13 protein-coding genes are annotated in these 15,932 nt (G+C 42.8%); 5 read left to right on the forward strand and 8 right to left on the reverse strand.

What is annotated here, in order from left to right; genetic code table 11:
- The first annotated feature begins 12 nt into the window (after positions 1 to 12).
- Together EC846_RS14135 and EC846_RS14140 are read left to right on the forward strand one after the other, a co-directional pair.
- Positions 13 to 717: an ABC transporter ATP-binding protein gene (locus EC846_RS14135; RefSeq protein WP_047426761.1), complete on the forward strand. Its 705-nt coding sequence runs from the start codon at positions 13 to 15 to the stop codon at positions 715 to 717.
- Positions 714 to 3,200, forward strand: a complete 2,487-nt coding sequence (locus EC846_RS14140; protein ID WP_123775550.1) for an ABC transporter permease — start codon at positions 714 to 716, stop codon at positions 3,198 to 3,200. Before EC846_RS14135 ends, EC846_RS14140 begins: the two co-directional genes overlap by 4 nt.
- Here the strand turns inward: EC846_RS14140 and EC846_RS14145 are convergent.
- Complete coding sequence (locus EC846_RS14145; protein WP_123775551.1) at positions 3,197 to 4,003, reverse strand: rhomboid family intramembrane serine protease; 807 nt, start codon at positions 4,001 to 4,003, stop codon at positions 3,197 to 3,199. The two genes, EC846_RS14140 and EC846_RS14145, sit on opposite strands and share 4 nt — an antisense overlap.
- Positions 4,004 to 4,075: 72 nt before the next feature.
- Between EC846_RS14145 and mtgA the strand changes: the two genes are divergently transcribed.
- Complete coding sequence (mtgA, locus tag EC846_RS14150; protein ID WP_004770313.1) at positions 4,076 to 4,750, forward strand: monofunctional biosynthetic peptidoglycan transglycosylase; 675 nt, start codon at positions 4,076 to 4,078, stop codon at positions 4,748 to 4,750.
- Between the two features lie 113 nt (positions 4,751 to 4,863).
- Positions 4,864 to 6,942, forward strand: coding sequence for a polyphosphate kinase 1 (ppk1, locus tag EC846_RS14155; RefSeq protein ID WP_062846519.1), 2,079 nt, complete (start codon positions 4,864 to 4,866; stop codon positions 6,940 to 6,942).
- Positions 6,943 to 6,994: 52 nt separating this feature from the next.
- Here ppk1 and EC846_RS14160 read toward each other — a convergent pair whose 3' ends face one another.
- Together EC846_RS14160 and EC846_RS14165 are read right to left on the reverse strand one after the other, a co-directional pair.
- Positions 6,995 to 8,038 (reverse strand): NAD(P)H-dependent flavin oxidoreductase, encoded by a 1,044-nt coding sequence (locus EC846_RS14160; RefSeq protein ID WP_123775552.1) that lies wholly within the window; start codon positions 8,036 to 8,038, stop codon positions 6,995 to 6,997.
- Between the two features lie 118 nt (positions 8,039 to 8,156).
- Complete coding sequence (locus EC846_RS14165; RefSeq protein ID WP_069578029.1) at positions 8,157 to 8,858, reverse strand: VIT1/CCC1 transporter family protein; 702 nt, start codon at positions 8,856 to 8,858, stop codon at positions 8,157 to 8,159.
- Positions 8,859 to 9,089: 231 nt separating this feature from the next.
- On the opposite strand from EC846_RS14165, the gene EC846_RS14170 reads away from it, so the two are divergent.
- On the forward strand, positions 9,090 to 10,304 hold the full coding sequence (locus tag EC846_RS14170; RefSeq protein WP_123775553.1) for a tetratricopeptide repeat protein: 1,215 nt from the start codon (positions 9,090 to 9,092) through the stop codon (positions 10,302 to 10,304).
- Positions 10,305 to 10,322: 18 nt separating this feature from the next.
- On the opposite strand, the gene EC846_RS14175 is transcribed toward EC846_RS14170, so the two are convergent.
- The 5 genes from EC846_RS14175 to EC846_RS14195 are packed head-to-tail and all read right to left on the reverse strand — an operon-like array spanning position 10,323 to position 15,927.
- Positions 10,323 to 11,210: a hypothetical protein gene (locus EC846_RS14175; RefSeq protein WP_171410033.1), complete on the reverse strand. Its 888-nt coding sequence runs from the start codon at positions 11,208 to 11,210 to the stop codon at positions 10,323 to 10,325.
- On the reverse strand, positions 11,188 to 13,035 hold the full coding sequence (locus EC846_RS14180) for a hypothetical protein (protein WP_123775555.1): 1,848 nt from the start codon (positions 13,033 to 13,035) through the stop codon (positions 11,188 to 11,190). Before EC846_RS14180 ends, EC846_RS14175 begins: the two co-directional genes overlap by 23 nt.
- Entirely contained in the window at positions 13,036 to 14,286 is a 1,251-nt protein-coding gene (locus tag EC846_RS14185; protein WP_123775556.1) for a glycosyltransferase family 2 protein, read from the reverse strand.
- Positions 14,273 to 15,178 carry a hypothetical protein gene (locus EC846_RS14190; RefSeq protein WP_123775557.1) on the reverse strand — a complete coding sequence of 302 codons (906 nt, stop codon included), beginning with the start codon at positions 15,176 to 15,178 and terminating at the stop codon, positions 14,273 to 14,275. Before EC846_RS14190 ends, EC846_RS14185 begins: the two co-directional genes overlap by 14 nt.
- Complete coding sequence (locus EC846_RS14195) at positions 15,178 to 15,927, reverse strand: hypothetical protein (protein WP_123775558.1); 750 nt, start codon at positions 15,925 to 15,927, stop codon at positions 15,178 to 15,180. Before EC846_RS14195 ends, EC846_RS14190 begins: the two co-directional genes overlap by 1 nt.
- Positions 15,928 to 15,932: the final 5 nt, after the last annotated feature.

Genomic DNA, 15,932 nt, shown 5'->3' on the forward strand with positions numbered 1-15,932 from the left:
ATACGTGACATCATGCCACAACCGATTATTTCTGCCCAAAAAGTTACACAAAATATTCAAATTAATCAGCAAAGTTTAACGATTTTAAAAGATATCGATTTGGAAATTTATCAAGGTGAACAGATTGCCATTACAGGTCGGTCAGGTTCAGGAAAATCGACCTTGTTGGGTATTCTGGCAACACTTGATCGTCCCAGTGCTGGGGAGTTATGGGTGTGTGGACAGGCGGTGCATAGTTTGTCGGAAGAACAGCGCGCGCAGGTTCGTCTGGAAAATATCGGCTTTGTATTTCAGTCTTTTCAGCTATTGCCGCAGCTCAGTGCACTGGAAAATGTCATGTTGCCATTACGCTTACAACCTGACTTTAATTTCAAGCAGGCAGAACAAAAAGCATTGGCATGGTTAGAGCGAGTTGGGCTGGTACGTCAGGCTCAGCAAACACCGAAAGTGCTTTCTGGTGGGGAACAGCAGCGTGTTGCGATTGCCAGAGCATTGATTGCAGAGCCAAAAATTATTTTTGCAGATGAGCCCACGGGTAATCTGGATGGACAAACGGCTGAAGAAATTGAACAGCTATTATTTGAGCTTAATAAAGAATTAGGAACAACCTTGGTTCTGGTGACGCATGATCAGAATCTGGCTGCTTTATGTCAACGTCATGTCAAACTGGCTGATGGCCAGATTCAGGAAATTGTAAAGCTTGAGGTGGGCTTATGAGTTCAGTTCTCAAGCCGCTGTTGCTGCAAAGTTTCCGTACGGGTGGATTGTATTTATTAATCATTGCACTTTCTTTAGCAATTAGTGCCACCACAGCACTCAAGTTCAGTAATACCCAAGTACAAAATGCCGTGACTCTACAGGCCGCTGAAATGTTGGCTGCGGATCTGGTGCTCTACGATCAAGATCCAATTCAGACCGAATGGTTACAGCAAGCACAAAAACTGGATTTGCAACAGGCTGCTGTGACTGTGTTTAGTTCGATGGCGCATACCTCGGATCAGTTTGTGATGGTCAATGTGAAAGCCGTTGATGCGCATTTTCCATTACGGGGTGAACTGGAAATCCAGCCCAAGTCACAAGGTATTCAAACTGGACAGGTTTGGCTGAGTCCTCGTGCAGCTGATCTTCTACAGGCGAAAGTGGGGGATCAGGTTGCGATTGCGGATGGGCAGTTTAAAGTGACGGGGATCATCGAACATGATTCTAATCAGGAGCTTGGCTTTTCAGGATTTTCACCGACAGTGATTATCCATCAGGCAGATATTGCCAAAACCAATGCCGTTCAAGTCGGTAGCCGGATTGAGTATCGGTTATTGATGGCAGGGCCGCCTGAGCAGATCAAGGCATTTAAAAGAATCTTCAGGCAGCAAACACAGCATGAACAGACGCTTGATCAACCGAGTGATCAGCAGTTGGGCGAGGGCGAACAAGGTTCGTTGAAGTTACGCGATGCCAGCCAATCCAATACGCGCTTAATGAAACCGATTGAAAATCTGGATACTTTTTTACAGCTTGCCAATTTGTTAACCATTTTGCTGTGTGGTATTGCGATTGCATTGACCAGTCAACGTTATGTGCAACAGAATCAGGACCATATTGCCCTGATGCGTTGTCTGGGGGCAAGTAAGAGACAGATTTTGCTGGCTTATCTGGCCTTGCTTGGAATTGTCAGTGCTTTATCGATTGTGTTGGGCAGTCTGATCGGGATTGCTTTAGGTTATGGCTTATTGCAGTTGATGTTGCAGCTGATTCCACAATTACAACTGAGCTTTGTGCTGGCTGATTTGCTGTTTGCCTTGCCTGTCGCCATTTTTACCAGTGTGATGGTGCTGATTGGTTTTATCTTGCCAAGTATCTGGGAGCTATTAAATACACCGCCGATTCGGGTGATCCGTCAGCAGGAGCGTTCACGTAAGTCGTATTTCGCCATGTTTGCAGTCGGTATTGCCAGTCTGGTGATTTTTAGTTTGGTGCTCAGTGATAATTTACAATTAAGCCTATGGGTGTTGGCCGCGATCTTGATTTTATGTGCGACGCTTTTTGCCGTGATCTGGTTGCTGTTAAAAGCGATCAAGCAGCTTAAACATCCTGTATCAGCCTATGTACGGATTCCACATCAAACTGCTTTACAGATTACAGCCCTCGCTTTGGGCTTGAGCTTGATTACGGTATTAAGTGTATTAAGAACAGATTTATTGGAGCGTTGGCAGCAACAATTGCCAGAAGGGACACCGAATCAATTTGTTTATGGCCTACCGCCGTTTGATATGCCTCAGTTGAAACAACAGCTTGAGCAAAATAAATGGCAGAGCACTCCGCTTTATCCGAATATTCGAGGCCGACTGGTTGCCAAAAATGGTCAGCCTTTTGCAGCAGAACAGGTAAAACAAAATAATTCGTTGCGTCGTGAACTGAATCTGACTCAAGCAGAAGTGTATCCGAAAGATAATATGATTACGCAGGGCAGTTCCCATTTTACCCAGATTGGTCAGGTGTCTGTGGAAGCAAAACTGGCCACTGAGCTTGGGATCAAGATTGGAGATCAACTCAGTTTTAGCTTACCCGAAGGGCCGTTGAATGCGACCGTCATCAATCTGCGTAGCGTGGAATGGGAAAGTTTTAGTCCTAATTTCTTCTTTATTTTTTCACCCAAAACCATGGATGAAAATGCCGGCAGTTATTTAGGAAGCTTCTATGTTCCGCCAGCGGATCAGCCGAAAATGGTGCAATTGATTCAGCAATTTTCCAACACGGTATTTATTGATGTCGGGCGTATTCTGGAAGAGGTGAAACGTCTGGTCAATGTACTGGTGCAGATTATCACGGTTCTAGCCATGCTGGTCGGTTTATCGGGTGTACTGGTACTGATTGCCTGTTTAAATGTACTGATGGATGAGCGACGTAAAGAGGTGGCTTTATTGCGTTCATTTGGCGTTGCCAAGAATAAATTAAAACGTATGCTCAGTCTGGAGATTGGTTTTATCGGTCTGTTGGCGGGTGTCGTGGCGTGTCTGTTTGCAGAAGTGATCAGCGCCATTGCCAGTTACAAGATGCAAATGGCAATTCAGTGGCATGCTGAGATCTGGTTGATTCTACCGTTAAGCATGATGCTGATTTGTACCTTGATCGGGCGCTATCGCTTAAGTTACTTATGCGATATTCCGCCCTTACAAAGTTTAAGAGAAATGAACCAGTCTTAAAAAGTGAGCTGGTTCTGACGCAGGATTTCATTCCAGAGAGGATTGAGTCCTGTGCTTAATTCTGTGCAATAAAAATAGAATGCGCTGAGCAGTAAGGCACCAATCATTAAGGCAATGACTTGAGCCAGTGTATTTCTTGGCGTTTTCTGGCTGAAATACCATGTCACGGCTAGCAATGCACCCATGATCATGCCACCAATATGTGCGGCATTATTAATCCCTGAAACGGTAAAACCGAAGACAAGGTTAATCGCCATAATCATTAATAATGATTTTTTATCCAGCAAGAAGCGTTGCTGTGGCAAAGGTGGAAACAGGGAAATGACGGTGAGTGCTGCACCTAGCCCCATCACGGCACCTGAGGCACCTGCACTGATATGTGGGAGTAACTTGGGATCAAAATGTTGTAAAAGTTCGTAGCCATCACGGATGCTTAGATAACTGGACAAGACACTGCCCATGAGACCAGCCAGAAAATACAAACCGATATAATAGCTTCTACCAAATAATTGTTCTGCCACACTGCCAAAGATATACAGCGCCCACATATTTAACATTAAATGGATCAGGCCAAAGTGAAAAAACATGCTGGTGAACAAGCGTTCTGCCTGCCCAGTAAAGGTGAGCGGTGTAAAATCTGCTCCCCAAGCGATTGCATCAACAGGGGCAGGGTCGGTAATATTCACCCCTGAAAGAATTTGCCAGCCAAATAATCCGACATTGACTGCGATTAACAATGCAGTAAACCACCATGTTTGTATTTGCAATTTTTGATTGATTTGTGGTGGAGTCGTTTCAGTCATATGTTTACGCTAGTTATTGATATAAAAAATAGCTTAGCATGAATTCATTGCATGATGGAGTGATGCACTTTAATGAAAGCCTTTTTAGCACGCGCAGTAATGTTGATTATTGGCGTCATTCTACTGATCCAGCTCTGGATTTTTAGTAGTCTGGTCTGGTGGCGAACCCATCCAGTGAATACGACCATGTTTATGCGTTGGGATTACTTTACCGACTTTAAACCGATCAAACAGGAATGGCGTGACTATGACAATATTAGTGATAACTTTAAACGCGCAATTTTAGCGGGCGAAGATGCCAAGTTTATTCATCATCATGGTTTTGACTGGGCGGGGATCCAGTTTGCACTGGAGCGCAATAGCAAAAAAGGTGAACTGGTCGCGGGTGGTTCAACGGTTTCACAACAGCTGGCAAAAAACCTGTTTCTTTATAATAAACGTTCTTTCATCCGCAAGGGGCAGGAAGCTGTAGCGACATGGATGATGGAGCGGATGTGGTCAAAACGACGCATTCTGGAAGTCTATATGAACTCGGTTGAGTTTGGTCAAAACATTTATGGTGTTGAGGCAGCAGCTCAATTTTATTATGGCAAAAGTTCTAAAAGTCTGACCCGAGAGCAGGCTGCATTTTTAGCCGCTCTGTTACCAAATCCAAAGTATTATCAAGACAACCGCAATGACCGTAAGCTGCAATATCGCAAGCGGGTGATCTTAAAATATATGAATGGGATACAACTTCCGCAATAATTCGCCAAATTTCAAAAAAAAGCCCAATATTTTGGGCTTTTTTACCAAATTGACATAATTTTGCAGCATACTTAAATCATCACTTGATGAATGATAAAGCAACAAGGTTGGGTATGAATACTGCAGTGACGACAACAACGCCAATAGAATACAGTTACAACGATCGTTATATAAATCGTGAGCTTTCGATTCTCGATTTTCATCTACGCGTACTGGAACAGGCTGTCGATCCACTTCATCCATTATTAGAGCGGATGAACTTCCTTCTGATCTTTTCACGTAATCTGGACGAATTCTTTGAGATCCGTGTTGCGGGAATGATGGAACAACTGACGTTGGGCAATGAAAGCCGCACTCCAGATGGTTTGACGCCAAAGCAGGTTTTAGAACAAATTTCAAAAACAACACATGCGGCAATTGAACGTCAGTACCGAATTTTAAATGAAGAAATTTTGCCGAAATTACGTGAAGAAGATATTTGCTTCTTACGTCGTGGTGAATTGACGCCTGCACAATCGGCATGGATCAAGAAATATTTTCATGAACAGGTGGCACCTGTGCTTACGCCAATCAGTCTGGATCCTGCGCATCCATTTCCACGACTGGTGAATAAAAGCCTGAACTTTATTGTGACGCTAGAAGGGAAAGATGCCTTTGGTCGTCAAATTGATTTAGCGGTTGTCCCTGCGCCACGTTCATTACCGCGTGTAGTGCGTTTGCCAGATGAATTAACTGACGGTAAAGAACACCATGTCATGCTCTCGGCAATTATCCATGAACATATCTCTGATCTGTTCCCTGGCATGACCGCAACAGGCTGCTATCAATTCCGTGTCACCCGTAATGCCGATTTAGCGCTAAACGAAGATGTTGAAGATCTCGCAAAAGCTTTAAAAGGTGAGTTGAGTTCACGTCGATTTGGTCGTGCAGTCCGTCTGGAAGTAACCCATAACTGTCCAAAACACATTTATGAATATCTGCTCAATGAGTTTGATCTAAATGAAGAACAACTCTATCGTGTAGATGGCCCTGTAAATCTGGCGCGTTTATTATCAAATTTCAAACGTCCGCATTTACGTTATGACTCACACACACCTGTGATTCCAAAAGCTTTTAAAAAGTCTGAAAGTATTTTTGCAGCAATGCAGAAACAGGACATTTTATTGCATCATCCATTTGAATCTTTTGCGCCTGTGATTCAGTTGTTGCGTGAGGCTGCACGTGATCCGCAAGTGCTGGCTATCAAACAAACGCTTTATCGTAGTGGAGCCGATTCAGAAATCGTGCAAGTGCTTGCCGAAGCTGCACGTAATGGTAAGGAAGTCACGGCAGTGATTGAGTTACGTGCCCGTTTTGATGAAGAATCCAATATTGAAGTGGCGAACGTGCTGCAAGAAGCAGGTGCCGTAGTGGTATATGGCATCGTGGGTTATAAAACACATGCCAAAATGATTCTGGTGGTACGCCGTGAAAATAATAAACTGGTGCGTTATGTGCATTTAGGTACGGGGAACTACCACGCCACCAACGCACGTATTTATACAGATTATGGCCTCATGACTACCGATAAAGACCTGTGTGAAGATGTACATCGTATCTTTCAGGAATTGACGGGGATGGGCAAAATGGCGAAGCCGAAAAAGTTGCTTCATGCACCATTCACCTTGCATGCCCAGTTGATCAATTATATTGATGACGAAATTGCCAATGCCAAAGCAGGCAAACCTGCACAAATTATTATTAAAGTGAATGCCTTAACGGAAGTTCAACTGATTAATAAACTGTATGAAGCTTCGCAAGCGGGCGTACAGGTTGACCTGATTATTCGTTCAATTTGCTGTTTACGTCCGGGCTTACCAAACTTGTCAGAAAATATTCGTGTGCGTTCGATCGTTGGACGTTTCCTTGAACATACACGGGTTTATTATTTCAGCAATAATGGTAACCCACGTATATACGGTTCAAGTGCTGACTGGATGGATCGTAATCTGTTTAACCGTGTTGAAGCGTGTTTCCCAATTGAAGATCCAGCCTTGAAAAAGCGTATTTACCAACTGGGTTTATTGAATTACCTCAAAGACAATCAACAAGCTTGGTTGCTACAAGGGGATGGTGTATGGGAACGTGCGCGACCGATGGAGGGGGAAGCACCACATAATGCCCAACACACCTTACTTGAGGCGATCAAATAAGTGATCTACTAAAAAGCCGACCGATTATGGTCGGCTTTTTTACGCGCAAAATTTAATTGGTTTTTATTTCCAGTACCAGTTGATTGACTAAATCGGCCGCTTCCAGCTCTCGAATTTGATTGACATTGCTCCCTGCCCAGAAAGCACCATAACTAAAGTCATTTTGCGCACTGGCGATACCCATCAATTGCTTTGCCAAGTCATAGGTATATGGATAGGCAGGCACGTCAGGACGATCTGGAGTATCGATCTGTGTATGCCATGTGCCAATTAAACCACGTGCGGGTCGGCCTGAAAGACTGGCACTAATCTGCGTGATCGTTTGATTAAATAATGCCTTGCGGTAGGCGGCATTGGCACTAGAACTTTTACATTGTACAAAAGCTGTCCCTAATTGTACTGCTGCAGCGCCGTGTTTCAGCATTTCTTTGGCATGTTCACCATTCATGATTCCACCTGCTGCAATCACGGGGAGGGTGCAGTGTTTTGTAATGAGTTGCACCAGATCAAGGGTTTTAATCGAAGCATCAAAATGCTGATTGAAAATCCCGCGATGCCCACCCGCCTCAATGCCTTGCGCGATAATAATATCAATACCTGCTGCTTCAATTGCTTGGGCTTCAAGTAAATTGGTTGCAGACACCATGGTAATGATGCCGGCTTGTTTTAAAGCCTGAATCTGATGCGGGTGTGGGATACCAAAATGAAAACTGACTGCTTTGGGACGTGTTTCAAGCACCACATTGAGAAAGTCATCATTGTCTAAAAAGCTGGGATAAATACAGTTGAGCTGGGTCGGGGCTTCTGCAGCAAATTTCTCAAATTGCGGACGAAGATACTCAATCCATTGTTGGGCAGTTTCAGGATTGAGCTGTTCTGATTGATGACAAAAGAAGTTCACCTGAAAGGGATGATCAGTCAGTTCTTGTGTCTTTAAGATTTGTGCTTTGGCTGCTTCAGGCGTATTGGCACCGAGACCTAAAGAACCGAATGCACCTTGATTTGATACTTGAGCAGCAAGTTCAGGTGTAGAAACCCCAGCCATGGGCGCAAGTAAAATCGGATGTTTTATTTCTAATAATTCTAAAATTGACATGATGAATGACTCACTGCATTTTTAATCACCTTAACGTAAAAACAAAAAGGCTTGCAAATAATAATCGCTATTTAATTATTGAATATAGACGCTATTTTCAAAATGACAGCATGTTGGTTTAAATCGGGGTGACATTAAATAAGGAACCCACCCAGCTGGAAAATACCATTGCCAAGATGCCCCATAAGGTAATGCGCAGGCTGCCTTTAAGCATGGAGGTATGAGCAAAGTAACTCGATAATGCACCCAATAAAGCCAGTGAAATAATTCCTGTAATTAACACAGCCCGTGCGATCCATGTATCTGGACTGAGTAAGATTGCCAACATAGGTAAGGCTGCACCACAAGAGAAAGAGGCGGCAGAAGACAGCGCTGCCTGAACAGGATTGGCGGCAGTATTTTCATGAATGCCGATTTCATCTCGTGCATGCGCACCAAGTGCATCATGTGCAGTGAGTTGTTTGGCAACTTCATGAGCAAGTTCAGGATTTAAACCGCGTGAGATATAGATTTGGGTCAGTTCTGTTAATTCGGCATGAGGATTTTTTTCCAGTTCTCGTGCTTCAAATCTCAGGTCCGATTTTTCAATATCTTCTTGAGACTTGACTGAGATATATTCACCTGCGGCCATAGACGTTGCGCCCGAGATTAGCCCAGCGATACAGGTAATCAATAAGGTGTGAGAACTTGCACCACTGGCTGCCATCCCCATAAGCAGACTGGTAACAGAAATAATGCCATCATTGGCACCTAACACAGCCGCACGGAGCCAGCCTGAACGTTGTATCACATGTGGTTCTGCATGTTGTGAAAAAGACATAATTTTGCTCTTTTAAATTAATTTAATTTGTTCGCGTCTAGTTCTATAACAGTTCAATTGCTTGTAAAATTCTATTGATGATTCATAAACTTAATCTATTATAAATTAACTTATTTTAACGATAGCATAACGATGATTTAGTTATAATATGTGAACAATTTAACATTTTAAATGCTAATTAAGCCTTCTCGCCATAGACCATATTGTGAATATTTTTAGTTGAGATTTGCGATGAACAATTCCAAAAATAAGCTGCTGAGTCATACACTATTACTTTTAGGTCTAATCGTACCTGTACAACAGGCGGTGAGTGCTGAGCCTGATTTTGTGAAAGAAGGGGATGCGGCATATAAACCTGGTCATCCGATTTATGACCGTTGGGATAAATTTTATAAAATTGAACAAAGCCAGCCAGAAGAAGCTGAAAAAATCCTGATTGAATTGGGACAACTCACACCACAAGATATTAAAGTCTGGAAGAGCCTGACCTATTTACAAATTCGTTTGAACAAGCAAAATGAAGCGATCCAGAGTGTGCGTAAAGCAGAACAGCTTGCACCGCAGGATGAACAACTAAAATTGCAGGAAGCGTATTTACTCAACCAGCAAAAAAGAAATAAAGAAGCTTTGGTGATCTTTAAAGATTTATCGGCTTCATCTGATCCAGAAATGGCGAGCAAGGCACAACAAGCGGTTCAGAATCTCAGTGCTTCAGCTGTACCATCAACTTTTAAAGATGTCTACTTTGCGCCTTCTTATGAATCACGATATGACGATTTCATTTTCCCATTGAAAATGCGATATGGTAAAAATCTGGATAATGGTCGGGCGCAGGTATATGGCTTTGTGAACCTGAATCGTGATACCAAATCGAAAGGTGGGGTACGTCCTGAGATTATCGACGAAAATGCAGTAACCGTCGGTGTTGGTGCAAATTATCAGCCGTGGCAGTCGATTCCTGTTCGTGCTTATTTAGAAGTGGGCGGCAGCTATGATCTGATTGATCGTAATCGGGATAAGTTCCGTGAAAGTGTGGTCGGTGGTGTAACGGGATATCAGGAATGGTATGCCAATCCCACGGTGGAACAGCGTACCATCTGGAATGATTATTTCACTGATTTATACGGTAATGTCGCGAGTTACTCACGAGAAGACTATAACGTAATTGCGGATCTACGATTGCGCTCTGGTTTTAATGTCTATCGTGGTGAAGCGGGTACCGTACAAGCTTATGGCAAGCTACATACTTTAGCGGACTCGAAAGGTGAAAACTACAATAACTTATTTGAATATGGTGCGGGTGTTGCATGGCAGCCTTTTAACTATGTTCCAGTAAAGCTACGCATTGAGCGTTTATATGGACGTTATTTCAAAGATGCTTTAGCTGATGGAACAGATACCTATAACAACACGCGCACTGAATTGGTATTTTATAAGAGCTTCTAATCGCGCTTATAAATAGGGTCAGGTAGTTGAGCCGTATTTCAGTTTATACCATAAAGCCACGGCATAAACGGTGATACGGTTCATATAATGCGGGCCATCAAAAATATAAACTTTCTGTCCTTCATAGGCTTTAAGCTGCTCAATCACTTCCCACGGATAAGCTGAGCGGAAATGGCCTGCTTTTACTGGACGGAAAGCTTCTAAAACAATCACGACCTTATCTTTACCGAACTCTTTTTGAAGATCTTCCAGAATAATTTTTGCCTGCTGGGGAGAGCGGGTTCCTACACCGACGCCATCTTGAAAAAACACATTGGCATTGTGCGGTAACCAGCTTTTCAGCCAAGAATCCAGATGTTCAGGAGACTGCTCTGCACTATAAATACTGACCCAGACGGGTTGAGGTAAGGTCGCTAAAGCTTGTGCCAATACACCTACACCTAACCATGTCGGATCTGCTTCAACAGGAAAGTAATAACCTTTTAATGGAATTGATTTGGTTTTCTCAATGATCTGTTTCGAGTTTTCTGCCAGTTGCAGAACATTTGAACGGGCAAGCTTTTCATCATATTCACCCGCCAGCCCCAAAATAATTTGTTGAGACCATGGTTGCTGATTGAGCTGTTTTAAGTTGAGGGTTTTATCCCATTTTTCAAAACCCATGTCATGATCAAACCAAGCTTTGGATTGTACAGTGGACCACTGCGGGACAAAGGTTGAAACACCAAGTAAATTCCAGTTACCTGAAGGCGGGGTGGTGGCTAAATCGGGTTGCCAAAAAATTCCTTCAATCTGGGGAGGTTGCACGTCTGCTTGAAAGAAGTGCATGCAACCCCCTAAACTGAATAAGGCGGATAATATAATAATTTTTAAAAGTATAAATTTAATCTGCCTTATTTTTAGCATTCGGTCGTTTACGCCAGTACCAGAGCAAAATTGCAAGAATCATGATAGCAGAGATTATAACAACCAAGATAAAGAATGATGACTGCTGGACTAAAGGTGCTTTCTGATTACCCACAATAATTTTTTGTAAAATAAACACTTGCCCATTTTCTGCCACCAAGATTTTGCTGGCATTATTTGGAATATTTGTCTGGATTTTATCCCAAAGCTTGGTAAAGTTCTGCGCGCCCGCAATCGAGTCTGTGATGACATTGAAACGTTGGTCATGGAAACTTACCAGAAAACCCCGTGCAGTTGCTGGAGCATAAAGAATATCTTTATGCATCAATACCTGTTGACGATATATATTCGGGTTGACTTGTACATTTAAAAGTTCAGGTTTAGCTGGATCAAACTTGACCAGATTCAAAGGAATCGGATCATTGGTCATCAGCATTTTTTTAGCCACCTGACTCATGGTCATGGCAATTTCCAGACTGCCCGGATTTTCATCAATCGCAATGGTTGGATGTGTGGCAAAACTCATGGAAAGTGAAGCAACCCCATTTTTGAGCTTGTGCGGCAGTTTCACGGTCGATTTTTGCGTATCAATCCAGAGTGAACCTTTGGCAGTTGGTAGACATTGTGAGTTTACAATGACCGAGTTTTCCAGCTTGAGGCTAAAGTTGGTGTTATTGGAAATGGTTTTAGCGAAATAGTTAAATTGTCGGTTCACTGGATCAGAATCTAGCTCTGCCGTTTTTAAGCTACCTGCTAAGCCACCATCAATCCATGTGGTAATGTTTGAGCCTTCGAGTAATCCACTTTGGACACGTAAGGCAATTTGACCTTGTAGAATATCGGTCGGTTGCCACACCGCAGGGAAGTTTAAGAATAGATTCTTTTCAGCCTGATTTAAACGGAAATCGCTGATACCTAAGTCAGCAAGGGTTTTGATTTGCTTGATCTGTGCCCAAGCAGGCGCTGCCAGTTTATTCGGCAGATAGGTGGATGAGGTATCGAGCTGTTGTAAATAATTTGGATTTAATAAACCGTTAATAGCGGAGACCAGCTTTTCCGGATTGTCATATTGAATACGTAAAGTCGGAACCTCATTCTCAGCACTGATTTGAACTAAAGTACCGTTGGGTAAAGGCGTTGCCGATTTTGTAATCTCAATAGAAAAGTTGGCTGGCTGATTCTCTGGTGCATTTTGTTCATACCACTGGATCGGGGTGACTGAGCCCCATGCACTGATTAAACGCCCCAGCATAGAGGCTTCATTGATATTGGCTCGATTGTATTTTAACACCCCAATGAATGGTGTAGGGCGTACCACTTGTGGGTTAAATAAGGCATCAGGTAAATCTTTTAAACGATAAATTGGCCGATGGCGTTGGTAATCAATTTTTGAATTACTAAGATAAGTCACCTGATCCACATCTTCACTACAGAAGGTGGTGCGATCAGCCGCAGGTGATGTAGTTGGCGAGTATTGTTGCAAGATGAAATCTAAGCGGTGAAAACCACTCGTGGTCGCTGGTATATTAAAGTTCAGCGTTCCATCACCATTCAAAGTGGTGTTATAAATCAGTTTGTCATCAAATTTCACCAGTAAAGTGGTGAAATGTTCAGTCGAATATTCGCTGGTAAATTGAATGTTTTGCCATTCTGAGCCTTTACCCACATAAAAGAAATGCGGCTCAATCGTGTATTTGTTGGAGGTATTGATATTATCAAATGTCCAGGTATTCAGTGTGTCAGCAGAGCCCAACACGGGCAAGGAAAGCGCTGCACTTGCGACCAGTATTTTAAAAATCTGATGATGTAATGGATTCTTTTTCATTTATTTTTTCTCCTTGCTGCGCTCAGTTTTGTACCACTGCAATGAATTTCCCTGTATCTTATTTTTCAGCATGTCGTAGGCAGCTTTAAACACGATAAATAGAAAGACCTGTGAATAGGTGACATAAGATAAAACCGAGAAGAAATATAGTTGAGGTTTGGCTCTTTCTAGGGATAAGGTAAACCACATTTGTGCGACGTATAGACAGAACGATAAGCCCCAAAGTAAGGTAAATGGGCCAGGAACAGTGATCCCGGCAATACCCAGTAAACCAAGGGTTAACGTAATGTGACTCCAGATCAGTGCGGGCACAAACAGGACATAACACATAATATTGTTAAAAATTTCGATCCCGATCGGGAACGGTTTTCTTAACGCAATCGGTAAATATTTACTGGTGACGTAAAAGTTTCCTTGAGTCCAACGGGAACGTTGCTTAACAAAGACACTTAAGGATGGTGGATCTTGTTGCCAGCCGACGGCATAAGGCACCCATTTAATGCGGCGTTGACCCAGAAAAATTCGGAAACTCATCTCGGTATCATCGACCAGCGATTTTTCGTCAAAACCACCCAGTGTTTCCAGCGCATCACGCCAGATCACATAATTGGTTCCCATCAGGGTAGAAAGCTCAAAACGCTGCCAGCGTCCACCTTGGAAGATCCATTGAAAGAAAATAAATTCAATCGCAATAAAACGGGTCAGAATACTGTCACGCCAGTTACGCGTGCGTACTTTACCGTTGACGGCAACCAGTTTTTTATTTGCCAGTAAGGTTTGCGCCAATAAACGCACACAGTCGGGTTCGGGCGTACTGTCTGCATCATAGACCACAATTAATTCACCCTTGGCATGCGGCAAACCATTATTCAGTGTGCGCGATTTTCCTTTTCCGCCCATTCCTTTGGGTACATTGACGATTTTTATGCAAGGGTAAATCTCTGCCATGCGTTCCGCAATTTCTAAAGTATTGTCTTTGGAACCGTCATTAATCAGTAAAACTTCATAAGCATGGGCTGGATAATCCTGTTGCGCAATGGCATGTAAGGTATCTTCAATGACCACGCCTTCGTTATAGGCTGGAATTAAGACACTTAATACAGGCCAGTGTTCTGGAACTGGCATATTTTCCAGTTCTTTGGCTGCATTTTTCGAATATTTCCAGGCTTGATAACTGAGCCACGCCCAGAAGGCTTGAGGGATCCAGATGCCCAGAAAACCGAACAGGAAAAGAATATCAATTGCGGGCATTTATTCTTCTCCTGCGAATGATGGAAATGATCAAAATCAGGAGCAATCCGCCACCAAGTAATAATGAGATCCAGGAAATAGAGCTACCAAAGGTACTGAGTAAACTTGGATACTGTGCTGAGTAGACATAGTCTAGTGGAATCACGACTGTACTCAATGCAATCAGTAAATAACCAAAAATATTGGTTTCTACACCGTCTGCTGTACTGGTGTATTGAATATTATTGATGTCCCATGAGATGCCTAGATGTGGATATTCAATATTATTGACAGGCATATCTGCTGGAGGGTTAATCACCACCTGATAACCCGAAGCTTGTGAGGGATCTTTAATGGCCTGATAAAAATAATGTTGATGTTGTTGAATTTTACGCGCAGGGATACGTAGCTCATTCGGGCTATCGGACTGGATGATATAGCTGCCCGCAGGTTGTGAAATCAGGTTTTCATCCCAGCCAGTTTCAATCAGGGCGGCGAGGGGTCTTAATCCCAATGCTGTTGAAAAGGTGGCTTTGGCAGCAAAATATTTCGAATGTTGCATTTGGTAAAAGGCAACAGGAATTGCACCTTCATCCACCGCTTTTTTGATTTTATAATATTTGATGGCACTAAAATATTCATTGGGTAAAATGACACCAGGTTTGACACCTTTCTCTATCAGTCGCTTAAAACTTTCAGATTCAAGCTGATCTGAGGTGAACACGGGCCACCATGTGGCCGGTTGTGGAAAGAGTGCCGCTATATTTCTGGGTGTTTCAGTTTGAGGGTTGATCTGATTTTGTGCAGGCTGGATCGAACAGTGATAATACTGCTGATAAAACTGTTGTAAGGTGGTATCTGGAAAATTTGCAGTACTCACCAGCAAACCACAAATATTAAGCAGTACTGACATTAAGGCACCTCTTGATCTTGAGGGCTCAAATATTCAGTATGTTGTTCAATTTTGAGCTTTAATACAGTGAGTTCCTGAAGCTGCTGAATAAATACAGGATAGATCTGATTTTCTTCAATCACAGGTTCATGAATGACGATACTCTTAATCTGGCTCAGCTCTTCATTAATAAAATGGTAAATGACGCTATCTCTTTCGGTCGAGAGAATTGCCATAATCTTATTCTGAGTTTCTTTCCAGATATCTTCACCGAGCATTTCCCGAATCAGTAAGGTATTGTCGATCTGGGTGGTAATAATCTTGTAGTGATCTTTGTGCGTGAGTTTAAGCAGCTTCTTTAACTCGCCCTGAAAGTGTTTTAATGCCGTCAGTGGCAAAATATCATGTTGATAATTACGATCATAACTTTGAATTGCGCGGAAGGTTTTCAGTGCATTCTGAATATTGTGACGAATGGCGCTTAAAAAAATCGGAGTGATGGGCAGTACAAACAATAACAGCAGCTGACGCTCGACATAAGTTTGATTGGCTAAGTCGAGCAGGAAGTAAACTGCAACTCCAATGAAGGTGATTAACCCGAGTATAATGGCCAGACCGACATTTAAAAATGCGCCCGCGATCAAAAGGATGAGAAGGAAAACCCAACTGCCACGATAACTTGCTGGTAACCACTCATACGCGACGATACCCATAAAAACATGGGCTGAGATAATCCACAAGACGAGTGCTGAAGCTGGATTTTTCTGCATAATTT

The organism is Acinetobacter sp. BIGb0102 (assembly GCF_003815055.1).
GTDB classification, from domain to species: Bacteria; Pseudomonadota; Gammaproteobacteria; order Pseudomonadales; family Moraxellaceae; genus Acinetobacter; species Acinetobacter vivianii.